Origin of the sequence: Streptomyces sp. NBC_00005, assembly GCF_045160215.1 — a bacterium.
Classification (GTDB): domain Bacteria; phylum Actinomycetota; class Actinomycetes; order Streptomycetales; family Streptomycetaceae; genus Streptomyces.
In genome coordinates this window covers 3,565,847-3,590,032 of the sequence record NZ_CP108316.1, presented here as the reverse complement: position 1 = coordinate 3,590,032, position 24,186 = coordinate 3,565,847, and the positions used below count along the sequence as shown (strand labels likewise).

18 protein-coding genes are annotated in these 24,186 nt (G+C 71.7%); 12 read left to right on the top strand and 6 right to left on the bottom strand.

The window, feature by feature from the left end; genetic code table 11:
* Positions 1-33: 33 nt before the first annotated feature.
* Together OG303_RS16380 and rpmB are read right to left on the bottom strand one after the other, a co-directional pair.
* A complete protein-coding gene (locus OG303_RS16380; RefSeq protein ID WP_405869124.1) occupies positions 34-3,036 on the bottom strand; it encodes a BTAD domain-containing putative transcriptional regulator in 3,003 nt (1,000 codons plus the stop codon).
* 111 nt (positions 3,037-3,147) lie between these two features.
* Positions 3,148-3,333: a 50S ribosomal protein L28 gene (rpmB, locus tag OG303_RS16375; RefSeq protein ID WP_003993230.1), complete on the bottom strand. Its 186-nt coding sequence runs from the start codon at positions 3,331-3,333 to the stop codon at positions 3,148-3,150.
* 255 nt (positions 3,334-3,588) lie between these two features.
* Here rpmB and OG303_RS16370 point away from each other — a divergent pair, with 255 nt between their 5' ends.
* Complete coding sequence (locus OG303_RS16370; protein WP_405877303.1) at positions 3,589-5,328, top strand: DAK2 domain-containing protein; 1,740 nt, start codon at positions 3,589-3,591, stop codon at positions 5,326-5,328.
* A 56-nt stretch (positions 5,329-5,384) separates the two neighbouring features.
* Here OG303_RS16370 and OG303_RS16365 read toward each other — a convergent pair whose 3' ends face one another.
* Together OG303_RS16365 and OG303_RS16360 are read right to left on the bottom strand one after the other, a co-directional pair.
* The gene (locus OG303_RS16365; RefSeq protein WP_405869123.1) at positions 5,385-8,321 is read right to left on the bottom strand and encodes a tetratricopeptide repeat protein; all 2,937 of its coding nucleotides are present in this window, start codon (positions 8,319-8,321) and stop codon (positions 5,385-5,387) included.
* Entirely contained in the window at positions 8,321-10,192 is a 1,872-nt protein-coding gene (locus OG303_RS16360) for an HSP90 family protein (RefSeq protein WP_405869122.1), read from the bottom strand. Before OG303_RS16360 ends, OG303_RS16365 begins: the two co-directional genes overlap by 1 nt.
* 167 nt (positions 10,193-10,359) lie before the next feature.
* Here OG303_RS16360 and recG point away from each other — a divergent pair, with 167 nt between their 5' ends.
* From recG to mutM, 8 genes are all read left to right on the top strand, one after another.
* On the top strand, positions 10,360-12,582 hold the full coding sequence (gene recG / locus OG303_RS16355) for an ATP-dependent DNA helicase RecG (protein ID WP_405869121.1): 2,223 nt from the start codon (positions 10,360-10,362) through the stop codon (positions 12,580-12,582).
* Between the two features lie 143 nt (positions 12,583-12,725).
* Positions 12,726-13,313 carry a 16S rRNA (guanine(966)-N(2))-methyltransferase RsmD gene (gene rsmD / locus OG303_RS16350; protein WP_405869120.1) on the top strand — a complete coding sequence of 196 codons (588 nt, stop codon included), beginning with the start codon at positions 12,726-12,728 and terminating at the stop codon, positions 13,311-13,313.
* A 26-nt stretch (positions 13,314-13,339) separates the two neighbouring features.
* Positions 13,340-13,819 (top strand): pantetheine-phosphate adenylyltransferase, encoded by a 480-nt coding sequence (gene coaD, locus OG303_RS16345; RefSeq protein WP_405877301.1) that lies wholly within the window; start codon positions 13,340-13,342, stop codon positions 13,817-13,819.
* A gap of 99 nt (positions 13,820-13,918) precedes the next feature.
* Positions 13,919-14,956: a DivIVA domain-containing protein gene (locus OG303_RS16340; protein ID WP_405869119.1), complete on the top strand. Its 1,038-nt coding sequence runs from the start codon at positions 13,919-13,921 to the stop codon at positions 14,954-14,956.
* Between the two features lie 132 nt (positions 14,957-15,088).
* Positions 15,089-15,742, top strand: coding sequence for a YceD family protein (locus OG303_RS16335; RefSeq protein ID WP_405869118.1), 654 nt, complete (start codon positions 15,089-15,091; stop codon positions 15,740-15,742).
* A gap of 2 nt (positions 15,743-15,744) precedes the next feature.
* The gene (rpmF, locus tag OG303_RS16330; RefSeq protein ID WP_006139588.1) at positions 15,745-15,918 is read left to right on the top strand and encodes a 50S ribosomal protein L32; all 174 of its coding nucleotides are present in this window, start codon (positions 15,745-15,747) and stop codon (positions 15,916-15,918) included.
* 7 nt (positions 15,919-15,925) lie between these two features.
* Positions 15,926-16,759 (top strand): ribonuclease III, encoded by an 834-nt coding sequence (gene rnc, locus OG303_RS16325; RefSeq protein WP_405869117.1) that lies wholly within the window; start codon positions 15,926-15,928, stop codon positions 16,757-16,759.
* Between the two features lie 88 nt (positions 16,760-16,847).
* The gene (gene mutM, locus OG303_RS16320) at positions 16,848-17,708 is read left to right on the top strand and encodes a bifunctional DNA-formamidopyrimidine glycosylase/DNA-(apurinic or apyrimidinic site) lyase (protein WP_405869116.1); all 861 of its coding nucleotides are present in this window, start codon (positions 16,848-16,850) and stop codon (positions 17,706-17,708) included.
* Here mutM and OG303_RS16315 read toward each other — a convergent pair.
* Together OG303_RS16315 and OG303_RS16310 are read right to left on the bottom strand one after the other, a co-directional pair.
* Positions 17,681-18,082 (bottom strand): winged helix-turn-helix transcriptional regulator, encoded by a 402-nt coding sequence (locus tag OG303_RS16315; RefSeq protein WP_405869115.1) that lies wholly within the window; start codon positions 18,080-18,082, stop codon positions 17,681-17,683. The genes mutM and OG303_RS16315 overlap by 28 nt on opposite strands.
* A gap of 72 nt (positions 18,083-18,154) precedes the next feature.
* Entirely contained in the window at positions 18,155-19,261 is a 1,107-nt protein-coding gene (locus tag OG303_RS16310) for a CAP domain-containing protein (RefSeq protein ID WP_405869114.1), read from the bottom strand.
* A gap of 168 nt (positions 19,262-19,429) precedes the next feature.
* Between OG303_RS16310 and OG303_RS16305 the strand changes: the two genes are divergently transcribed.
* The 3 genes from OG303_RS16305 (at position 19,430) to smc (ending at position 24,119) form a co-directional block, all read left to right on the top strand.
* Positions 19,430-19,711 (top strand): acylphosphatase, encoded by a 282-nt coding sequence (locus tag OG303_RS16305; RefSeq protein ID WP_405869113.1) that lies wholly within the window; start codon positions 19,430-19,432, stop codon positions 19,709-19,711.
* A 384-nt stretch (positions 19,712-20,095) separates the two neighbouring features.
* Positions 20,096-20,299 (top strand): hypothetical protein, encoded by a 204-nt coding sequence (locus OG303_RS16300; RefSeq protein WP_030667279.1) that lies wholly within the window; start codon positions 20,096-20,098, stop codon positions 20,297-20,299.
* A gap of 214 nt (positions 20,300-20,513) precedes the next feature.
* Positions 20,514-24,119: a chromosome segregation protein SMC gene (gene smc, locus OG303_RS16295; protein ID WP_405869112.1), complete on the top strand. Its 3,606-nt coding sequence runs from the start codon at positions 20,514-20,516 to the stop codon at positions 24,117-24,119.
* Positions 24,120-24,186 lie beyond the last annotated feature (67 nt).

Sequence of the window (24,186 nt, the reverse complement as noted above, 5' to 3'; positions counted from 1 at the left end):
GCAGCAGCCTCCAGGGAGGCGCTGACCGTTCCCCTACCGCTCGCTGACCGCCGTTGACCGCAGGCTCCGGCCCTGCTCGAAGGCCTTGTCGTACGCCTCCGGGGACAGCTTCGCGCGTACGTCCTTCTCGGTGCGTACGACGTCGGAGGCGCCCTCGATGCTCGCGCCCCGCAGGCCCGCGCCCGCACCGAGCAGTACGGCGGCCCGCTCCGGGGACTCGGCGACCGATGCCAACGCCTCGGCCGATTCGGCGAGTTCGAGGTCGCCGGTCGCCTCGACGGAGAGCTCGGCGGCCTGCCGGAACCAGTCGCGGGCCTGTTCAGTGTCCCCTTCGGCGGTGGCCGTGCGGCCGAGCCCGATGAGGATGCGTACGGTCTCGCCGACGCTGAACCAGTTGGCGGCGCACGCCTCCAGGGCGTTTTCGTAGTGCACGCGTGCGCGTGCGGTGTCCCCGGTCAGGCGGGCGGTGTCACCGAGGCCGCGCCGGGCGGCGGCCACCTTGTCCGGCAGACCGGCGGCACGCGCGAGCGTCAGCGCCTGCTCGAAGTGGGCCTCGGCACCGGTCGCGTCCCCCTGGTGCAGCAGCACGATCCCTCGGCTGCGCAACAGATCGGCGGTCTCCTCCGGCGCGGCCAGCTCCCGCACGTACGCCAGTCCCTCGTCGAAGAGCTCCAGCGCGCGATGGGAGTCCCCGCGCGCGTGGGCGAACACGCCGAGCGGATCGAGGCAGTTGGCCATGCCCCAGCGGTCGCCGGTGGCGCGGAACCCCTCCAGCGCCCGGGCGAAACACGCCTCGGACTCCCGTGCCCGGCCCGCGAACTGCGCCTGGAAGCCGAGGCCCACGTCGAGCAGCGCACGCGCCCACGGGTCGTCGCGGGCCAGGGCGCGAGCCTGCTCGTTGGTGGCAGTCCGGGGCCCGATCGCGACCGACCACAGCACCAGGACGTACGACAGCCGCAGCGGCCTCTCACAGGTGCTCAGGACGGCGTCCACGCGCGCGGTGAGCCCTTCCTGGCCGACCGGATGGTCCCCGTCGCCGGAGAGCGCGTTGATCGCGCACAGGACGTACTCCTCCTCCAGGCCCGGCGGCGGCGCATCACCGACGGCCGCCAGCAACTCGCGGGCCGTCGGCAGCTGTTCGCCGTGCAGCCCGCGCAGCCGCCAGAACCAGGACAGGAGCGCCATCAGCCGCAGGGCGTCCTCGCGGTTCGCCCGGACGAGATGGCGCAGGGCCACGTCCAGGTTGCCGTGCTCGGCGGTCAGCCGGGCCAGCCAGGGCAGTTGCCCGCCGCCGCGGAGGTACGGCTCGGCCTGCTCGGCCAGCCGCAGGAAGTAGGCGGCGTGCGCGTCCCTGAGACCGCTCGGGTCGGGCAGGTCCTCGGCGGCGAACGCCCGGATCGTCTCCAGCATCCGGTAGCGCCCCTCGGACACCTCCAGGAACGACTTCTCCACCAGCGAGGCCAGCACGTCCTCCGGGTACGACAGCCCGCACACCGCCTCGACCGCTTCCAGCGTCGCGCCCCCGGAGAACACGGTCAGCCGCCGCGCCAGTTCCCGCTCCTCCTCGTCCAGCAGGTCCCAGCTCCACCCCACGACCGCGCGCAGGGTGCGGTGCCGGGGCGCCTTGGAGCGGTCGCCCCGGGACAGGAGGCGGAACCGGTCGTCCAGGCGGTCCGCCAGCTCGTCCGGGGTCAGGGTGCGCAGGCGGGCCGCCGCCAGCTCGATGGCGAGGGGGAGGCCGTCGAGGGCGGCGCAGATGCCGGGCACGCGCGCGTGGGACTCGAAACCGGGGCGTACGGCCCGGGCCCGGTCGAGGAAGAGCCGCACCGCCGGTTCCGGTTGCAGCGGCGGCACGGGGACCAGCACCTCGCCGGTGATCCCGAGAGACTCCCGGCTGGTGGCGAGGACGCGCACGCCGGGGCACGTGCCGAGCAGCAGCGCGGCGATCCGGGCGGCCGCCTCGACCAGGTGCTCGCAGTTGTCGAGCACGAGGAGCAGCTCGCGATCCTCCAGGGCGGCCAGCAGCCGGTCCGTGCTGTCGGTCGCGGGCGTGCGGAAACCCTCACGCACCCCGAGGGCGGTCAGGACGGCGTACGGGATCTGGGCGCCCTCGGTGAGCGGGGCGAGCTCGACGAAGCAGACACCGGCGTGATGGTTCGCGGCCTCGACCGCCAGCCGGGTCTTGCCCGCGCCACCCGGTCCGGTGAGCGTGACCAGGCGGGCGTCGGCCAGGAGGGAGGCGATCCGGGCGAGTTCGCTCTCGCGGCCGACGAAGCGGGTGAGCTGGACCGGGAGGCGCTGCCGCTCGGGTTCGCCGCCCTGGAGCAGCTCCAGGTGCAGCGCGGACAGTTCGGGCGACGGATCGGTGCCCAGCTGGTCCGCGAGCGTGCGCCGGGCGTCCTCGTACACCGTGAGCGCCTCGGCGGGCCGCCCGCACGCGTGCAGGGCCCGCATCAGCTGCCCGTACAGCCGCTCGCTCAGCGGGTGGGCCGCGAGCAGCGCCCGCAGTTCCGGTACGAGCTCGGGGCCGCCGCCGAGCCCCAGGTCCGCCTCGATCCGGTCCTGTACGGCGGCCAGCCTGAGCTCTTCGAGCCGGGCGGCCTCGGCGTGCGCGTCCGGGAGGTCGGGCAGGGCCGGGCCGCGCCACAGGGCGAGCGCCTCGCGCAGCCGGGCCGCGGCCCGCGCGTGGTCACCGGCGGCGAGAGCGGCCCGCCCCTCCTTGGAGAGGCGTTCGAAACGATGGGCGTCGACGGAGTCGGGCGGGACGGCGAGGCGATAGCCGGCGGGGCCCGCCTCGACGTCCGTGTGCGGGGCCAGGCGTCTGCGCAGGCGGGAGATCTGCGACTGGAGGGCGTTGGCGGCACCGGCGGGCGGCTCGGCGCCGTACAGGCCGTCGGTCAGGCGCTGCGTGGACACCGTGTGGCCGGCGTCGAGGAGCAGCAGGGAGAGGAGCGCGCGGGGGCGGGGGCCGCCGGGGTCCAACGGGGTGCCGTCGTCGGTGCGTATGTCCAGGGGGCCCAGGATGCCGAAGCGCATTCGCACGATTGTGGCAGCACACCCGCGGCAGGGCACAGCAAAAAGCCGGTCCACACGAGGTGGACCGGCTCAGTGCAGCGAACCAGCAGTGGCCGCGCGCTTAGCTGTGCGTCAGCGCGAGACCTTGCCGGCCTTGATGCACGAGGTGCAAGCGTTCACGCGCTTCGGCGTCCCGCCGACCACGGTACGGACGCGCTGGATGTTCGGGTTCCAGCGACGGGACGTACGGCGGTGCGAGTGCGAGATGTTGTTGCCGAAGCCCGGCCCCTTGCCGCAGACGTCGCAGTTGGCAGCCACGGGTCACTCCAAAGACTTCAGATGCACTTACGGTGGATCCCGGCATGCCGGGATCCAGATCGCAGGATCAGAGATCTGAGTGGCGGTGCCAGGGGGATGGCCCGATGTGGATCGGGCAACCGGAGCAGCATACAACGACTGCGCCAGTACAACGAAACTACCATGGCTGCTCAGGGCCTCGGCCCCGGCCCTCTTCCGGCGGACGGCGGCCCGGGGTCTACGCTGCGTCCAGTCCAGCAGCTCAAGGAGGCGCAGGTGGCGCAGGTGCCGCAGACATTCTTCGATGCTCTCGCGGTGCGCACCTGGTGCGGACTCTCGCTGGAGGCGCTCGGCCGCGCGCGCGAGGAGATCGACGCGATCAACGTCTATCCCGTGGCCGACGGGGACACCGGCACCAACCTGTATCTGACCGTGGAGTCCGCCGTCGCCGCGGTGGAGGCCGTGTTCGCGGCCCACGCGGTCGGCTCCGGGGAAGTGGTGGAGCCCGGCAGACCGACGCTGGCCGACGCCACGCGCGCGATGGCGCACGGGGCACTGATAGGCGCCCAGGGGAACTCCGGGACGATCCTCGCCCAGCTGCTGCGGGGCATGGCGCAGGTGCTCGCCGCCGACGGTGAGACGCCCCACACCGACGGCTCCGGCCTGCGGCTGGCCCTGCGGCACGCTTCCGACTCCGCCCGCCAGGCCGTCGCCCACCCCGTCGAGGGCACGGTCCTCTCGGTCGCCTCCGCCGCCGCCGAAGCGGCCGCCGGAGCCGAGGGGGACTGCGGGGCGGTGGCACGGGCGGCCTACGAGGGAGCGTGCGCCGCGCTCGCCGCCACCCCGGAGCAACTGGCCGTGCTGGGGCGCGCCGGGGTGGTCGACGCCGGCGGGCGGGGGCTGGTGGCAGTGCTCGCGGCGCTGGTGGAGACGTTCACGGGGGAGGCGCCGACGGCCGTCGCGGTTTCCGGTTCCGGGGGGCACGCGCGCGTGGAGATCGTGGTGGCGGGTGGTGCGGACGCCGTCCCGGCCGCAGTCGGCGGTGCGTCCGTCGCCGGCACCGAAGAGTGCGCCGACGCCCTGGAGGAGGGCGGCCCCGCCTTCGAGGTGATCTACCTGCTGGAGGCCGAGGACGCGGCCGTGGCGCGGCTGCGGGCACGCCTCGACGCCCTCGGGGACTCCCTGGTCGTGGTCGGCGGCGACGGGCTGTGGAACGTGCACGTGCACGTGGACGACGCGGGCGCCGCCGTGGAGGCGGGCGTGGAGGCCGGGCGGCCGTACCGGATCCGGATCACCCACTTCGGCCTCGGCGACGTGCACACCACCGGCGGCGGGCGGCCGCCCCGCGAGCGGGTGCAGCGCGCCGTGGTGGCCGTGGTGCCCGGCGAGGGCCTGGCCGGTCTGTACACCGAGGCCGGCGCGACCACCGTGCTCGCGCGCCCCGGGGAGCCGCCCGCGAGCGGCGAACTCGTCGACGCCGTACGGCGGGCGCACGCGCGCGAGGTCGTGCTGCTGCCCAACGACGCCGACCTGCGCCACACCGCGGCCGCGGCGGCCGAGCAGGCCCGCGCCGAGGGCATCCGAGTGGCCCTGATCCCGACCCGGTCGGCGGTCCAGGGGATCGCGGCGCTCGCCGTGCACGAGCCCGAGCGCCGCTTCGACGAGGACGTCGTGTCGATGACCTCGGCGGCGGGCGCGACCCGTTACGCCGAGGTCGCCGTCGCCGAGCGCCAGTCCTGGACCATGGCCGGCATCTGCCAGGCCGGCGACGTCCTCGGCCTCATCGAGGACGACGTGGCCGTGATCGGCTCCGACGTCACCGTCACCGCCGAGACCGTCCTCGACCGCATGCTCCAGGCCGGCGGCGAACTCGTCACCCTCGTCCTGGGCGACGAGACGCCGGAGTCCGTCGCCCACCACCTGGAGGCACGCGTGCGTGAGGCGTACCTCGCCGTCGACACGGTGGTGTACCGGGGCGGGCGGCAGGGGGCGCTGCTGCTGATCGGCGTCGAGTAGCGCCGCCGTCGGCCTCCTGCTCCCGGTCTCAGCCGGCCTCGCTGCCGCCCCGCCCCTCAGTCGGCCTCCTGCTCCTCCACCACCTGCAGCATCTGTTCCGCCTCCGCCCGGCGCCCCTGCGCCGTCTCGTCCTCGTCGCCCGCGTCGTACGCAGCGAGCACCGCACGCGCGCGTGCCGCCGCCCGGGCGGGGCGGCCGAGGTCGGTCTCCAGCCAGCCCGCGGCGAGTTCGGCGCCCGTACGGCTGTCCAGGGTGTGGTCCCCCAGGGCGGCGAACACCGCGATGGCCTCGGTGACTTGGGAGAGCGCGTCTTCGAGCGCGGCCCGGATCGAGTCGTCGTCGGCGTCCTCCGCGGCGGAACGGGCGAGCAGGTCGCCGAACTGGCGGTGGGTGTGCCCGAGTTCGGCGACGAGCCGCTCGCGGGCCTCCTCGTCGGCACCGGCGGCGCCCAGCGCCGCCTCGCACTCCCGGACCGCGCCCGCCATCAACTCCCTTGCCGCGTCCGTCCCGTCCTCCGCCCGCAGCGCCAGCCACGCGCGGGCGCGCAGCGAGCGGACCAGGCCGTGGACGTTGCCGAGCGAGCGCCACAGGTCGCCCGCGCGCGCGTACGCCTGGTCCGCCTCGACGGGCAGTCCGGCGGCCCCCAGGGACTCGGCGGCGAGATGGGCGAGCGTGGCGTGGTCGTGCTGCTCGGGCCAGTGGCGGGCGATCTCGGCCGCCTGCAGCCGCCGTTCGGCCGCCTCGCGGTGCTCGCCCATCTCGCTCAGACAGTCGCCGAGCCACCACTGCGTCTGGACGATGGCGCCGTCGCCGTGCGTCTCGGCGCTCAGGTCGGGCAGCGCCGACTCCAGCACCTCCGCGGCCTCGGCCCACCGCCCCTGGCGCAGTAGGAGCCCGCCGAGCTGCTGTCGGGCCCAGGCGCCGTACGTCTGGGCCTCGCCCGCCTCGTCGGCCCAGTGCGCCGCCTCGAGGGCGTGCTCGGCGGCCTCCACGGACAGCCCCCGGCCACCGAGCACCTCGGCGAGCTGGAGGTGCAGCTGGGCCCGCCCGACCGCCTCCAGGTTGGCTCCGCCGTGCTCCAGGGCCGCCCGCAGCGACCGCTCCGCTCCCGAGATGTCGCCCAGGTGATGGGCCAGCCCGGCCCGCCGCGCCTCGTACTCCGCCGCGAACCACGGCAGCCCCGCGCCGACGAACCCGGCGGTGGCCCGCCCGAACAGGTCCACGGCCGCCTCCAGGTCCCCGCCGCGCACCGCCAGCTCCGCGAGCATGGCCTGCGCCTCGGCGCCCCGCGAAACGATCCGCACGTCGTCCCCGGCATACCCGCCGACCAGCGCGAGCAGCTCGCGCACGGCGTCCTCGGCATCGGAGAGAACCGTTTCGTCCGCCGTCTCGCCGGCCGCTTCGTCGGTGGCCAGCACCCGCCGCATCAGGATCCGCGCCCGCCCCATCAGCACGGACGCCGTCTGCCGTACACCCGTGGCCTCGTCGGCGTAGAGCGCCAGGACCCGGTCGTACGGCTCGATGACCGCCGCGAGCGCCTCGTCCACCCGGCCCGTCAGGGCGCGTACGTACGCCGCACGCGTGCGTGCCGCCAGCGCCTCACCGGGGTCGCCCGCCTCCGCGTACAACTCGGCGGCCCGTTCGAAGAGTTCGGCGCCCTCGGGGCCCCGGTCCATCGCCTGGTGGTCGACGATCTCCGCGTGGTCGCGGGCATCCAGCTCGACGCCCCGGGCGGCGCGCGAGACCGCGGCCCAGGCGTCGATGGCGTTCGGCTGCAGGGTGTCCGACAGCCGGCGGGCCTCGGTCAGCAGGGCGGGCAGGTCCGGCGCAATCGCGGTCGCGGCGACCGGCGCGGCCACGGCAGGCACGGAGACCGGGCGCGCCGCCCGTACCCCGAGCGGCAGCCGCTCGACCAGCGGGCGCTGCGCCATACGCGCGCGTGCCCGCTCACTGACGTACGCGTTGCCGTTGCGCTCGTCGAAACGCGCGGCCAGGGCGAGGGCCTCCGCACGCGCGTGCGTGGCGAGTTCGCGCGCCGTCCATGTCCGGCCGGCCGGACCGGGCACCTGCCGGTCGCCCAGACCCGCCTCGCCCAGGCGCTCCATGAGCAGCGTCACCACGCTGAGGAAGTCCAGCATGCTGCGCGGATGCCCGGTGTCCGTGAAGTACGCCGGCCGTTCGGCGAGCAGCTCCAGGCCGCGCGCCTCGTTGCCGCTCAGCGCGCAGAACTCCACGTGGTCCGCGTACGCGCCCCGCATGCTCTCCATGCCCCGCACCAGCCGGAAACCCCGTAGATGGTGCGCGCGTGCCTCGTCCGTGCGGCCCAGCCGCAGCAGGGGCGTCAGGGAGGACGCGAGGACGGAGTGCGGCTCATGGGCGCAGGTGAACTCGCCCTCCAGGACCGGCGCCCACAGCTCCAGCGCCTCGGCGTCCCGTCCCCGCTCCGCCTGCCACCAGCCCTGCCCGTTCAGCTCGCACGCGTGGCAGTCGGCCATGTCGTCCCGGTCGGCGGCCAGCCACGCGGCGTACGCCCGCTCCGCGCGCGTGACGTCACCGATGTGCGCGGCCACGCTGAACTCGGCGCTGCGCACGGCGCGTTCGGAGTGCCCGGCGAGCCGGTAGCGGTGCTCCATCTCGCCGAGCCACTTCTCGATGGAGGCGAGCGGTATGTGCGGCTGGTCGAGCATGCCGGACGACATCCACTTGAAGACCCAGTGCAGCGAGTGCACCTCGTACTCGTCGAAGTCCTCGGGCCGCTCGTCCCACAGGCGCAGCAGGCGCGCGAAGGGGACGAACATCCTGTCCTTCTCGGAGCTGTAGTTGTAGACCTTCAGCTGGTGTCCGAGCGCTTCGATCACGGCGAGCGGAATGGCCAACCTCTCGGCCTCGACGAGCAGTTGCTCCGCGCGCGTGTTGCGGGCGGCCCCCTCCGGCCGCTCGGAGTTCTCCGCCATCGCCCGGCGCAGGGAGTCGAAGTCCGTGATCTCGCTCATCAGTGACCGCCCGCCGTGGAGTCCGAGTCGCCGTGGGTCGCCCATTCCAGCAGGCCGATGAACGCCCGGTTCAGGAGCGCCGTGTCCGCCGGCCGCAGCGGGCGCTGTGCCATCAGGAGCGCCTGCCCGTACAGGGACTCCGTGGCGGTGCCGATCAGTTCCGGGTCACCGAGCGAACTGATGCGCCGGATCAGCGGGTTGAGGTGGTTGAGCACCAGACGCGCGCGGGGGGCGCTGCCGCGCAGCGAGCCCAGGATGCCCGCCCAGAGGTCGTCGGCCTGTTCCTCGGCGTCCGCGCGGGCCTGTTCGTGGCGGGCCGATCGGTCGTCGAGGTGCAGGGCGGGCACCGAGATGGGGTGGAAGGCGCGCAGCGCTATGTCACATGCCAGAGGGTCGAGTGTGGCCCGCGCGACCGCCAGGAACCCCGACAGCGCCAGCTCCTCCGCCGCGTCCACGGCATCCAGATGCGCCGTCACGGTGTCCGCGTCCAGCTCGGCGACCACCGTTCCGGGCCGCACCGACGGCAGCGCCTCGACCAGCTCGCTGTCGTACGTGTAACCGCCGTTGATCACCCCGACGCCCTGCGCGGACGCGATCGGCGCGACCTGGCGGTACTCCTCGACGGTCCGCGTGAAGTGCACCACCGGGTGCCGCTGCGCGAACTCCTCCAGGGACAGCCGCCCGTCGGTCGTCTCGAAGGGCAGCCACGGCAGCATCGTGCGCAGCATCTCCTTGTCGTGCCGCGCCAGGGACTTCACGCCCAGGTGGTGCACGGACAGGAAGGCCGCCAGCCGTTCCGGATCACCGGCCGCGAGCCCCGTCAGCCAGGACCGGATCCTCTCGCCCAGCGCCTCCCGCACGGCGGCCAGCGTCTCGTCCTCGTACAGCGCCTCGCGCGAGGCCGTGGGCCGCAGGCTGTCCGTGTCCAGGACGCACCGCACGAAGAACGCCCAGTCGGGCAGCAGCTGTTCGCCCCGCTCGGTCAGCAGCATGCCCTTGAGGTGCACGCGGTGCGTCGCCCGCTGGGCCGGGCTGACCGCCGATGGCAGCACGTACGCCACACCGCGGATCCCGGCGAGCGGCACGTCCAGCTCGATCGAGTCCAGCGGGGTGAAGCCGAACACCTCGTGACAGTGCCGCGCCAGGGCCACCCGCCGGTTGGCGGGGGAGGGGTAGGACCGGTCCCAGGGCGCGGGCAGGTCGGTGACCGCCTCGTCGCCGACCCGGACGTCGTACGGCAGCAGGGACCCGAAGTCCCGTGCCAGCGTGAGCACCCGCTCGGGCGTGAGCCACTCGCGGGCCCCCGCCCGCGCCACCAGGTGCACGGTGGTGCCCGGTTCGGGCCGGGCCTCGTGAGGCAGGGTTCGAACGGTGTACGAACCGTCGTCGCTCGCCGTCCACTCCACGGGCGCCGCGTCCGGCGTACGGGCGCTGCGGCTGACCACCCGGATCCGCTCGGCGACCACGAAGCAGGCGAGCAGGCCGATGCCGAACTGCCCGAGGAAGTCGGAGCGGACCTCCTGGATCCCGTCGGCGATCCCGTCGGCACGCTTGGAACTGCGCCCGATGGTGGCCAACAGGCTGTGCACGTCCGACTCGGTGAGCCCCACCCCCGTGTCCTCGACGCGCAGGGAAGCACCCCCCTGAGAATCCACGTACAGCCGCACCCGGCCCGGCGCGTCGGGCTGCTCCGCACGCCGGGCGGTGATGGCGTCCACGGCGTTCTGCAGCAGCTCCCGCAGGTAGACCTTGGGGCTGGAGTAGAGGTGATGGGAGAGCAGGTCCACGAGGCCGCGCAGGTCGACCTGGAACGTATGAGGCGGCTGAGGTGGCTGGGACGGCTGGGATGACTTCGAGGTCTGGGAGTCCATCGTCGCTGCGCCGGTGGGGGGACATCGCGACGGCGCGGGGTCGGGCGGTCCCTGATGGGGCGGTGACCGCGGGGGATGGCCGGAGCGCGCCATCCTACGGCCGGAACGAGCCGCCTGACCAGGTCTTTCCCGAGACATATACGGGATTGTCAGTGGCGTGGTGTGCAATGGATCTCGTGCCCGCACTGGAAGAACCACTGAAGCAACCACTCAAGTCAGTGCTCGGCCCCGCCACCGCGAAGGTGATGGCCGAGCACCTCGGCCTGCACTCCGTCGGCGACCTCCTGCACCACTACCCGCGCCGATACGAGGAGCGCGGCCAGCTCACCCACCTCGCCGACCTCCCCATGGACGAGCACGTCACGGTGGTCGCCATGGTCGCCGACGCCCGGCTGCACACCTTCGCCTCCTCCAAAGCCCCCCGGGGCAAGGGCCAGCGGCTCGAGGTCACCATCACGGACGGCAGCGGCCGCCTCCAACTGGTCTTCTTCGGCAACGGAGTTCACAAGCCCCACAAGGACCTCCTGCCGGGCACGCGCGCGTTGTTCGCGGGCAAGGTCTCCGTCTTCAACCGCCGCCTCCAACTGGCCCACCCGGCCTACGAGTTGCTACGGGGCGACAGCGAAGAGACGGTCGAGACCTGGGCCGGCGCCCTCATCCCCATCTACCCGGCCACCGCGAAACTGGAGTCGTGGAAGATCGGCAAGGCGCTCCAGACGGTCCTGCCCAGCGCCCAGGACGCCGTCGATCCGCTCCCGGACTCCCTCCGCGAGGGCCGCCACCTGGTCTCCCTCCCCGAGGCCCTCCTCAAGATCCACCGTCCGCACACCAAGGCCGACATCGAGGACGCCCGCTCCCGCCTCAAGTGGGACGAGGCCTTCGTCCTCCAGGTGGCCCTGGCCCGCCGCCGGCACGCCGACGCCCAACTCCCGGCCGTACCGAGGAAACCGGCCCCCGACGGCCTCCTCACCTCCTTCGACGCCCGCCTCCCCTTCACCCTCACCGAGGGCCAGCAGAAGGTCTCCAAGGAGATCTTCGACGACCTGGCCGTCGAGCATCCGATGCACCGGCTGCTGCAGGGGGAGGTCGGCTCCGGAAAGACGATGGTGGCCCTCCGCGCCATGCTCGCCGTCGTCGACGCGGGTGGTCAGGCCGCCATGCTCGCCCCCACCGAAGTGCTCGCCCAGCAGCACCACCGTTCCATCGTCGAGATGATGGGCGAGCTGGCCGAGGGCGGCATGCTGGGCGGGGCCGATCAGGCCACCAAGGTCGTGCTGCTGACCGGTTCCATGGGCGCCGCCGGCCGCCGCCAGGCGCTGCTCGACCTGGTCACGGGTGAGGCCGGGATCGTGATCGGCACGCACGCGCTGATCGAGGACAAGGTGCAGTTCCACGACCTCGGACTCGTGGTCGTGGACGAGCAGCACCGGTTCGGCGTCGAGCAGCGCGACGCCCTGCGCGGCAAGGGAAAACAGCCACCCCACCTCCTGGTCATGACGGCCACGCCCATCCCGCGCACCGTCGCCATGACCGTCTTCGGCGACCTGGAGACCTCGGTCCTCGACCAACTCCCGGCCGGCCGCTCACCGATCGCCAGCCATGTCGTCCCGGCCGCCGACAAGCCGCACTTCCTGGCCCGCGCGTGGGAGCGGGTGCGCGAGGAGGTCGGCAAGGGGCATCAGGCCTACGTCGTCTGCCCACGGATCGGCGACGACATCGATGACCCGGGCGACCCCAAGAAGGCCAGGAAGTCCCCCGAGGACGAGGCGGAGAAGCGTCCACCGCTCGCGGTCCTCGAGGTGGCGGACCAACTCGCCAAGGGCCCGTTGAACGGCCTCAAGGTCGAGGTACTGCACGGCCGCATGCACCCCGACGACAAGGATGCGGTCATGCGCCGCTTCGCCGCCGGCGAGACCGACGTCCTGGTCGCCACGACCGTCATCGAGGTCGGCGTCAACGTCCCGAACGCCACGGCGATGGTGATCACGGACGCCGACCGCTTCGGCGTCTCCCAGCTCCACCAGCTGCGCGGCCGCGTCGGCCGAGGCTCGGCGCCCGGCCTCTGCCTCCTGGTCACCGAGATGCCGGAGGCGAGCGCGGCCCGCCAGCGGCTGAACGCGGTGGCCGCCACCCTCGACGGCTTCGAACTCTCCCGCATCGACCTCGAACAGCGCCGCGAGGGCGACGTCCTGGGCCAGGCCCAGTCGGGCTCCCGCTCCAGCCTCCGGGTCCTGGCGGTCATCGAGGACGAGGAGGTCATCGCGGAGGCGAGGGAGGAGGCGGCGGCAGTGGTGGCGGCGGACCCGGAGCTGACCGGCCTCCCCGGCCTGCGCACCGCGCTGGATGCCCTCCTGGACGAGGAAAGGGAGCAGTACCTGGAAAAGGGCTGAGGTGCGGCGCCATAAAAGGGGCGCGGGGCCGTGTCATATGCGGCTCCGCCGGTCGATATGCGGCTCCGCCGTGCGAGCGCGAGCAGCCACGACGGACCTGCTGCCAGACTGGATCCGTAGCCACCCTCGAACAAGGACCAAAGATGACCCGCGTGATCGCCGGCGCAGCCGGCGGACGTCGCCTCGCAGTCCCGCCAGGCACCGGCACCCGCCCCACCTCCGACCGCGCACGCGAAGGTCTCTTCTCCACCTGGCAGTCCCTCCTCGGCGGCCCCTTGGACGGCGAACGGGTCCTTGACCTGTACGCCGGCTCCGGAGCCGTAGGCCTGGAGGCCCTCTCCCGCGGCGCCGGCCACACCCTCCTGGTGGAGGCGGACGCCCGAGCCGCCCGCGTCATCCGGGAGAACGTCAAGAACCTCGGCCTTCCCGGTGCCGAGGTGAGGGCGGGCAAAGCCGAACAGATCATCCGGACCGCGGCGCCGGCAACGCCGTACGACCTCGTCTTCCTCGACCCCCCGTACGCCGTCTCGGACGACGATCTTCGCGAGATTCTGCTCACACTCCGTACGGAGGGCTGGCTCGCGGCGGAAGCCCTCGTCACCGTGGAGCGCAGCACCAGAGGCGGTGAATTCGGGTGGCCGGACGGCTTCGAAGCGATCCGGGCCCGTCGCTACGGCGAGGGAACGTTTTGGTACGGTCGCGCCGCCTCTACGTGCGAAGACGCACGATGACCGGACCGGAGAGCGAGGGATCTCAAGTGCGCCGCGCCGTCTGTCCCGGGTCGTTCGACCCGATCACCAACGGACATCTAGACATCATTTCCCGCGCCTCCAGACTGTACGACGAGGTCTACGTCGCGGTGATGATCAACCAGTCCAAGAAGGGCCTGTTCGAGATCGAGGAGCGGATCGACCTGATCCGCCAGGTCACCGCCGAGTACGGGAACGTCAAGGTCGAGGCCTTCCACGGCCTCCTCGTCGACTTCTGCAAGCAGCGCGACATCCCCGCCATCGTCAAGGGCCTGCGCGCGGTCAGCGACTTCGACTACGAGCTGCAGATGGCCCAGATGAACAACGGCCTGTCGGGTGTCGAGACGCTCTTCGTGCCCACCAACCCCACCTACAGCTTCCTCTCCTCCTCCCTGGTCAAGGAGGTCGCGACCTGGGGCGGAGACGTCTCCCACCTGGTACCGCCACTCGTCCTCGAAGCCCTCACCGAGCGGCTCGCGAAGGACTGAGCGTCTGACGGTCCGTCACCCGGTGTCCGGCGATCGCCTCATGGCCGTACAGTCGTCCCGTCCGTCTCCAACACATCCGTAGAGAGTGGCGAGCACACGGTGGACGTGCAGAAGAAGCTCGACGAGATCGTCGCGGCGGTCTCCAGTGCCCGGGCCATGCCCATGTCGGCCTCGTGCGTGGTCAACCGCGCGGATCTGCTCGCGATGCTCGAAGAGGTGCGCGCGGCCCTGCCCGACTCCCTGGCCCAGGCCCAGGAGCTGATCGGTGGCCGCGAGGAGATGGTCGAGCAGGCCCGTCAGGAGGCCGACCGGATCATCGGGCAGGCGCACGCCGAGCGCGGCTCCCTGATCTCCGACACCGAGGTCGCCCGCCGTTCCCAGACCGAGGCCGACCGCATCGTCACCGGGGCCCGCCAGGAGGCCGAGGAGATCCGCGCCGAGGCCGACGACTACGTCGACTCCAAGCTCGCCAACTTCGAGGTCGTCCTCACCAAGACCCTCGGCTCCGTCGGCCGCGGCCGCGAGAAGCTGCTCGGCACCGGCCCCGGCCTCGACGAGCAGGGCTACGAGGACGAGGACGCCCCCGAGCGCAGTCACGACCCCGAGACCCTGCGCCGCAACGCCGACGCATACGTGGACGTCAAGCTCGGCGCCTTCGAGGCGGTCCTCGCCAAGACCCTGGAGGCCGTCGGCCGCGGCCGCCAGACCCTGCACGGGCGCACGGCCACCGACGACCTCGGCGCCCTCGCCGACGACCCGACGTCCCTCCAGCACTCCAGCGACGCCGACTACCTGGCCGACCTCGCCGCCGTCACCGAGACCCCCGCCGAGCAGCCCGCCCAGCAGCAGGACTACGGCCAGCCGCAGCCGGCGTACGGCTACCAGCAGCAGCCCGACTCCTACGCCGGCGGCTACCAGCAGCAGGGCTACGGCCAGCAGGACGCGTACGGCTACCAGCAGGCCGATCCGTATGCCTACCAGGGCTACGACGCCCAGCAGGCGGCGTACGACCCCAACCAGGTGCAGCAGGAGCAGCACGCTCAGCAGGGGTACGCCCTCGACGAGACCAGCCTCTTCGACACCGGCATGATCAGCGCCGAGCAGCTGAGGGCCTACGAGCAGGGGCGCGGCCAGTAAGGGACACCGGATTGGGCCGTGAGGGAAAGGTCCAGTATCCTGGCTCTTCGGTCGCGTGTACGTCCGCGATCTGCGCTGCCCGGCGACATCGAAGGGCAGTGTCCCTCTGAGCTCAGAAGATCGAAAGCAGGAATGGCTCTGAACGCCCGCCTCGACCACCGCAAGCCTCTCGTGTTCGACACGCACGAGCTGGGGCGGCGGCCTGGTGCGCTGCAGCGCCTGACCCGCGAGATCGACGCTCCCAAGGATCTCGGGATCGCGGGAGTCGTCGGAGTGCCGGAAGGCGCTCCGGTGGAGCTCGAGCTCCGGCTCGAGTCGGTCATGGAAGGTGTGCTTGTCACAGGCACCGCCCGTGCACTGGCCGAGGGGGAGTGCGTAAGGTGTCTGGAGCCGCTCGAGCTGGAGCTCGAAGCGGACTTCCAGGAGATGTTCTCGTACCCTGACGCCGACGACCGTGGCCGCGTGAAAGCGGAACCGGCCGACGACGCCGAGGAAGACGAGGACAGGCTCTTCATCGAGGACGGCTTGTTCGACCTCGAGGCCGTGCTGCGTGATGCGGTGGTGCTCGCACTGCCGATGCAGCCGGTGTGCCAGGACGACTGTCTGGGCCTGTGCTCCGAGTGCGGGGCGCGGCTCACGGACGACCCGGACCACCATCACGACGCCGTCGACATCCGTTGGGCGGCACTGCAGGGACTCGCCGGTTCGCTCGAACCCGGCGAGAAGGACGAGATGAGCGACGACGCGCCTCGATCAGCGCACGTCGACGAGAAGCAGGAGAAGTAGCCGTGGCTGTTCCGAAGCGGAAGATGTCGCGCAGCAACACGCGCCACCGCCGGTCGCAGTGGAAGGCTGCGGTCCCCACCCTGGTTGCGTGCGAGCGCTGCCACGAGCCCAAGCTGCAGCACATCGCGTGCCCGGCTTGCGGCACCTACAACAAGCGCCAGGTTCTCGAGGTCTGAGCGGCTGGTGAGAGGCACCGTGTCCACTGCCAAGAAGGCGGATGACGCCAAGGCGGACCCAACCGCCAGGAAAAAGTCGGACAGCACGGCCTCGTCCCACACGCTTCTGGAAGGGCGGCTCGGGTACAAGCTCGAGTCCGCCCTTCTGGTGCGTGCACTGACCCACCGTTCGTACGCGTACGAGAACGGCGGTCTGCCGACCAACGAGCGGCTGGAGTTCCTCGGGGACTCCGTGCTCGGTCTCGTGGTCACGGACACGCTGTATCGCACCCACCCCGACCTGCCCGAAGGCCAACTGGCCAAGCTGCGGGCCGCGGTGGTCAATTCTCGTGCGCTGGCGGAGGTGGGCCGCGGGCTCGAACTGGGCTCCTTCATCCGGCTCGGCCGGGGTGAAGAGGGCACGGGCGGGCGGGACAAGGCGTCCATCCTCGCCGACACCCTTGAAGCGGTGATCGGCGCTGTCTATCTCGACCAGGGTCTGGAAGCGGCGGGCGAGCTCGTCCACCGGCTCTTCGACCCGTTGATCGAGAAGTCCTCCAACCTCGGAGCCGGCCTGGACTGGAAGACCAGTCTCCAGGAGCTCACCGCGACCGAAAGCCTCGGCGTGCCCGAGTACCTGGTCACGGAGACCGGCCCCGACCACGAGAAGACCTTCACTGCTGCCGCCCGCGTCGGAGGCGTCTCGTACGGCACCGGCACCGGCCGCAGCAAAAAGGAGGCGGAGCAGCAGGCCGCGGAATCCGCGTGGCGGTCCATCCGGGCCGCGGCGGACGAGCGCGCCAAGCAGGCGGCCGAGAAGGCCGCCGAGGACGGCGAAGGCCCGTCCTCCGTCTCCGCCTGACGAAGGTCTCTGAAGAACAGCGCACCCGAGCGCCCGTCCCTCCCGGGGCGGGCGCTCGGATCGTACACAGTCCGCTACGGGGGTTGTGATGCCCGAGTTGCCCGAGGTCGAGGTCGTCCGGCGCGGCCTGGAGCGGTGGGTCGCCCACCGTGTCGTCGCCGACGCCGAGGTGCTGCACCCGCGTGCCGTTCGCCGTCATGTCGCCGGCGCCGACGACTTCGCGCACCGCCTCAAGGGGCATCGCATCGGCCTCCCCAGCCGCCGCGGCAAATACCTGTGGCTGCCCCTGGAGGACACCGATCAGTCGGTCCTGGCGCACCTCGGTATGAGCGGCCAGCTCCTGGTCCAGCCGAACGCGGCCCACGACGAGAAACATCTCAGGATCCGTGTCCGGTTCGCCGACGCTCTTGCCACGGAGCTCCGCTTCGTCGACCAACGCACCTTCGGCGGCCTGTCGTTGCACGACAACACCCCCGAGGGCCTGCCGGACGTCATCGCGCACATCGCGCGCGACCCCCTTGATCCGCTGTTCGACGACGAGGCCTTCCACCAGGCCCTGCGCCGCAAGCGCACGACCATCAAACGGGCCCTGCTCGACCAGTCGTTGATCAGCGGCGTCGGCAACATCTATGCGGACGAGGCACTTTGGCGCGCCCGCATCCACTACGAACGCCCCACCGCGACCCTCACCCGCCCGCGCACCGCCGAACTCCTGGGCCACGTAAGGGACGTGATGAACCAGGCGCTCGCCGTCGGCGGCACCAGCTTCGACAGCCTGTACGTCAACGTCAACGGGGAGTCGGGCTACTTCGACCGGTCGCTCGACGCGTACGGCCGCGAGGGGCTGCCCTGCAAGAGGTGCGCCACACCGATGCGCCGGCGTTCCTGGATGAACCGGTCCAGCTACTTCTGCCCGAAGTGTCAGAGGGCGCCGCGCATCTCGTCGTAGCGCTCGCGTGCCGCGAGGACGTCGTCCATGCGGCCCTCCAGCAGGTGGATGAGGCCCAGGAGCCGCTCGGCGACCTCGTGGCCGAGCGGGGTCAGTTCGTAGTCCACGCGGGGCGGGTTCGTCGGCTGGGCCTCGCGGTGCACCAGGCCGTCGCGCTCCAGCGCGTGCAGGGTCTGCGACAGCATCTTCTCGCTCACGCCGTCGACCCGCCGGCGCAGCTCGTTGAAGCGCAGGGATCCCTCCCGCAGCGCGCCGAGGGTGAGTGTGCCCCAGCGTCCCGTGACGTGCTCCAGCGTGCCGCGCGAGGGGCAGGCCTTGGCGAACACGTTGTAGGGGAGGTCCTGCACCTCCGGGCGGTCCTGCGTGGAGTCCATGACTCAACGGTACTCGAACGCAGCGCTAACCAACAGATTGCACTAACCAATAGTTAGCGCTGCGTGGAGTGCTCAGTAGCCGAAGTCCTGCGTCCACCAAGGGCCGCCCGCCCCGAAGTGCACGCCGACCCCCAGCGTCTTGAAGTCGCAGTTCAGTATGTTGGCGCGGTGGCCGGGGCTGTTCATCCAGGCGTCCATCACCGCGGCCGCGTCGGCCTGGCCCCGGGCTATGTTCTCGCCGCCGAGGTCGGTGATGCCGAGCTTCGCCGCCCGGTCCCAGGGCGTGGCACCGCTCGGGTCGGTGTGGTCGAAGAAGCCGTCGGCGGCCATGGCGTCGCTGAAGCTCTCGGCCAGGTCCGACAGCGTGCTGTTGGCGGCGACCGCGCTGCAGCCGACCTTGGCCCGCTCCTCGTTGACCAGCTTGAGCACCTGCGCCGAGGCGGCGGCCTCCGCGGAGACCGTCACCGGAGCGGTGGTCTTCTTCGGCGGCTTGTTCTCCTTCTGCGAAGGCGTCGTCTTCGGCTTCTTGGCGGCCGGCGCCTTGGGCTTCTTCGTCGGCGCCTCGGTGGGCGCGGCCGAGGAGGTGGACGGGGCCGGCGAGGGCGAGGCCGAGCGGTCGGCGTCGCGGCTCGTCGAGGAATCCTCGTCGCGGCCGTCGGCGCTGCCGGACGTACCGCCCTGCTCCGTCGCGGAGTTGGTCGGCGTGTTCGCGGCCTGCACCTTGTCGCCGCTGCCACCGCCGCCGAGCTTGTAGTTGTCGAGACCGGGCACCGCACCCGTGGCGACCGCGACCGTGCCGATGGCGACGGCGGCGGAGACGCCGAGCAGACCGGTGCGCACCGGTGTCACGGCCTTCTTCCTGCGGCGGCGCGACTTTCCGCGCCGGGAGCCGCCGTCGGGCGAGAACCCGTGCTCCGGGAAGACCGCGGCGTAGTCGTCCTCCGAGGCGAAGAGGTACGCGGCACTCCGCGCGGAGGCCTCGGCGTACTGCTCGGTGTGCAGATAAGGGGCGACGCCCATGGTGGGCAGGTCGTCACCCGGGTACGTCTGCGGCGGGTCGTAGCTGTACGAGTACTGCTGGGGGTCGTAGCCGCTCGCGTACGAGCCGTCCCTTCCTGTGACCCCCGTGGCGCGGCCCGTGGCGGCGCGGCCGGCGGCTGAGCGTCGGTGGCGTCCCATGTGTTGGCCTTCCTCGTCCTTGGCGGCCACCCGACTCAATTGATCTTGCCGGTGACCCAACTCACTCATTCGAGTGAGTTTCATATGAGATTCATTGGGTGGGGACGGTACCGCATGGCGCCAGAGGAGGAAGTGTCCCGAGAGACATTGGCCGGTTAGGTTGCACCCATGAGCGAGGATGTGCGACTGGTGGCCTGGGTGCGGGGACGCGTCCAAGGTGTGGGTTTTCGCTGGTTCACCCGGGCCAAGGCCCTCGAGCTCGGCGGCGTGAGTGGTTTTGCTCTCAATTTGGGAGACGGACGGGTCCAGGTGGTCGCCGAGGGGCCACGGGAGCGGTGCGAGGGGCTCCTCGGCTGGCTCCAGGGTGACGACACGCCCGGCCGGGTCGACGGTGTGACCGAGATCTGGGACACACCCCGCGGGGGGTACGACGGCTTCGCCATCCGCTGAGCACATTCTGTAAAAAGGCCCAGGCGACAGCGCGGGGACATGCCACCGGCAGCTGTCGGAAGCGGAAATTGCCTGGTGGTTGCCAAGAACCGCTAGTCGTGGCAGGCTCCCCACCTAATAATGATCGCCACGCCCTGGAGGGCCCCGCAGGAGTCGCAGCGCCGCCGCTTTCAGGCCGCGTGCCACCGGGTTGCCCGCCAATACAGGGCGTGATCGTGTTGACCGTCAAACTTTTTGGTGAGACGCTGAAAGCACCCCGCGCACCTTAGCTGTTTGGCATGGATGAACAGCAGCACGAACTCAAGAGTGTCAAGCACCGCGGGTGCGATTCCCTCACGACCCACACCGCTTCGGTCGGTCACTCAGTGTGGAGGACCATCCATCATGGCAAAGGCGCTTCTCGGTTACGTCGGCGGCTCCGACCCTCGACTCCTCGCCGAGATGCGACGGCTCCAGCAGCGCGTCCAGGACCTGGAATCCGAGCTCGTACGGATCCAGGCGGAGAATGACTCGCTCGCGGCTGCCGCTTCTCACGACAGGATCATGGAGAGCATCGACGCACACCAGGCGGAGCCTGCGCTCACCTGATCACTGCATCGCACCACGACAGCAGTGGTTGGGCCGCCCGTATCAACCGCTAAGTTGTCAGAGTTCACAGTTTGCAAGGGACGCTTCGGCGTCCCTTCTTTCTTTCCCCCGCGCATTCTTTCACCCTCTTTAACGTCTGGTGTGCCCTGCACGTTCATGGGTGAAACCGCGGGTTCATGGAGTGAGACATCCGCGGAAGGTAGAGTCCGGCGGCGTGCACCTCAAGGCCCTGACCCTCCGTGGGTTCAAGTCGTTCGCCTCGGCGACCACGCTCCGGTTCGAGCCGGGGATCACGTGTGTCGTCGGCCCGAACGGCTCGGGCAAGTCCAATGTCGTGGACGCCCTGAGCTGGGTCATGGGCGAGCAGGGTGCCAAGTCGCTGCGCGGCGGCAAGATGGAGGACGTCATCTTCGCCGGCACCACCGGGCGTCCGCCACTTGGCCGTGCCGAGGTTTCGCTGACCATCGACAACTCCGACGGGGCCCTGCCCATCGAGTACGCCGAGGTCACCATCACGCGGATCATGTTCCGCAACGGCGGCAGCGAGTACCAGATCAACGGTGACACCTGCCGTCTCCTCGACATCCAGGAACTCCTGTCCGACTCCGGTATCGGCCGCGAGATGCACGTCATCGTCGGCCAGGGCCAGCTCGACTCCGTCCTGCACGCCGACCCGATGGGCCGCCGCGCCTTCATCGAGGAGGCCGCGGGTGTCCTCAAGCACCGTAAGCGCAAGGAGAAGGCGCTCAGGAAGCTCGACGCGATGCAGGCCAACCTCGCGCGCGTGCAGGACCTGACGGACGAACTGCGCCGACAGCTCAAGCCATTGGGCCGGCAGGCGGCGGTGGCCCGGCGGGCGGCCGTGATCCAGGCGGATCTGCGGGATGCCCGCCTGAGACTGATGGCCGACGACCTCGTCCGGATGCGGGAGGCGCTGAAGGCCGAGATCGCGGACGAGGCGGCACTCAAGGAGCGCAAGGAGAGCGCCGAGCAGGAGCTGAAGAAGGCCCTGCAGCGCGAGGCGCTCCTGGAGGACGAGGTACGGCAGCTCACTCCGCGGCTGCAGCGCGCCCAGCAGACCTGGTACGAGCTCTCGCAGCTGGCCGAGCGGGTGCGCGGCACGATCTCGCTGGCCGACGCGCGCGTGAAGAGCGCGACTTCGGCGCCGCCCGAGGAGCGGCGCGGCCGCGACCCCGAGGACATGGAGCGCGAGGCCGCCCGCATCCGGGAGCAGGAGGCCGAGCTCGAAGCGGCCCTGGAGGCGGCCGAGCACGCGCTGGAGGACACGGTCGCGCACCGCGCCGAGCTGGAGCGTGAACTCGCGCAGGAAGAACGGCGCCTGAAGGACGTGGCCCGTGCCATCGCCGACCGCCGCGAGGGCCTCGCCCGGCTGAACGGCCAGGTCAACGCGGCGCGTTCGCGCGCCGCCTCCGCCCAGGCCGAGATCGACCGCCTGGCTGCCTCCCGCGACGAGGCCCAGGAGCGGGCCGTCGCCGCCCAGGAGGAGTACGAGGCACTCAAGGCCGAGGTCGACGGCCTCGACGCCGGCGACGCGGAACTCGGCGAGCAGCACGAGGCGGCGAGGCGGCAGCTGGCCGACGCCGAGGCCGCCCTGACGGCAGCCCGGGAGGCGACCACCGCGGCGGAACGCAAGCGGGCCGCGACCCAGGCCCGGCACGAGGCGCTGGCGCTGGGACTGCGCCGCAAGGACGGCACGGGCGCGCTGCTCGGCGCGAAGGACCGTCTCACCGGGCTGTTGGGCCCGGCGGCCGAGCTGCTGACGGTGACTCCGGGCTACGAGGTCGCGCTGGCGGCGGCCTTCGGAGCGGCGGCGGACGCGCTCGCGGTCACCTCACCGTCCGCCGCGGCCGACGCCATCCGGCTGCTGCGCAAGCAGGACGCGGGCCGGGCGGCTTTGCTGCTGGCGGGAGCGCCGGACGAACCGGCACCGTCCCAAAGGGGCGCGGGGAACGGCGCGACCGGCCACGACGCACCCGCAGACGACCCACGGCCCGCACCGCACCCTTTCGCCGCCGACCTGGTCCGTGCCCCCTCCGACCTCATGCCCGCCGTACGGCGCCTGCTGCGCGGGATCGTCCTCGTCGGCACGCTCGAAGACGCCGAGGACCTCGTCTACAGCCGCCCGGACCTCACCGCCGTCACCGCCGAAGGCGACGTGCTCGGGGCGCATTTCGCGCACGGCGGTTCCGCCGGGGCGCCCAGTCTGCTCGAAGTGCAGGCCTCCGTCGACGAGGCCGCCGCCGAGCTGGAAGAACTGGCCGTGCGCTGCGAGGAGTTGACCGCGGCGCAGCACGCGGCCGGTGAGCGGCACAAGGAGTGTGCCGGGCTCGTCGAGGAGTTGGGGGAGCGGCGCCGGGCCGCCGACCGGGAGAAGTCCGCCGTGGCACAGCAGTTGGGGCGGCTTGCGGGGCAGGCGCGAGGAGCGGCAGGGGAGGCCGAGCGGTCGGTCGCCGCTGCCGCGCGGGCGCAGGACGCGCTCGACCGGGCCCTCGAGGAGGCCGAGGAACTCGCCGAACGGCTCGCCGTCGCCGAGGAGATGCCGGTCGAGGAAGAGCCTGACGCGTCGGTACGGGATCGTCTCGCCGCCGACGGAGCCAACGCCCGCCAGACCGAGATGGAGGCCCGGCTCCAGGTCCGTACGCACGAGGAGCGGGTCAAGGGGCTTGCCGGGCGGGCCGATTCGCTGGACCGGGCCGCCCGCGCGGAACGCGAGGCACGCGCGCGTGCCGAGCAGCGCCGGGCCCGGCTGCGGCACGAGGCGTCCGTGGCGGAGGCCGTCGCCTCCGGCGCCCGGCAGTTGCTCGCGCACGTCGAGGTCTCCCTGGCGCGGGCCGACGAGGAGCGCACCGCGGCCGACGCGGCCAAGGCGCGGCGCGAGCAGGAGCTGACCGCGGCCCGGGGCGAGGGCCGCGACCTCAAGGGCGAGCTCGACAAGCTGACCGACTTCGTCCACCGCGGTGAGGTGCTCGGCGCCGAGAAGCGGATGCGGATCGAGCAGCTGGAGACCAAGGCGCTGGAGGAGCTCGGCGTGGAGCCGGCGGGGCTGGTGGCCGAGTACGGCCCGCACCAGCCGGTGCCGCCCTCGCCCCCGGCCGAGGGCGAGGAGCTGCCGGAGGATCCGGAGCACCCGCGCAACCAGCCGAAGACCTTCCACCGTGCCGAACAGGAGAAGCGGCTCAAGGCCGCCGAGCGGGCGTACCAGCAGCTCGGCAAGGTCAATCCGCTCGCGCTGGAGGAGTTCGCCGCGCTGGAGGAGCGCCACAAGTTCCTCAGCGAGCAGCTGGAAGACCTGAAGAAGACCCGCGCCGACCTGCTCCAGGTGGTGAAAGAGGTCGACGAGCGCGTCGAGCAGGTCTTCACCGAGGCCTTCCGGGACACGGCCAGGCAGTTCGAGGGTGTCTTCAGCCGGCTGTTCCCCGGGGGTGAGGGGCGCCTGATCCTGACGGATCCCGACAACATGCTCACCACGGGCGTCGATGTCGAGGCACGTCCGCCGGGCAAGAAGGTCAAGCGGCTGTCGCTGCTCTCGGGTGGTGAGCGCTCCCTCACCGCAGTCGCCATGCTGGTGTCGATCTTCAAGGCCCGGCCGAGCCCGTTCTACGTCATGGACGAGGTCGAGGCCGCCCTCGACGACACCAACCTGCAGCGGCTGATCCGCATCATGCAGGAGCTGCAGGAGGCCTCGCAGCTGATCGTGATCACGCACCAGAAGCGGACCATGGAGGTCGCCGACGCGCTGTACGGCGTCTCCATGCAGGGCGACGGTGTGTCGAAGGTCATCTCCCAGCGGCTTCGCTAACCCTGACTTCAAGAACTGAACACAATCGAAGGTCCTCTATCTAAAAGCTCACAGTCAACGGGCTATT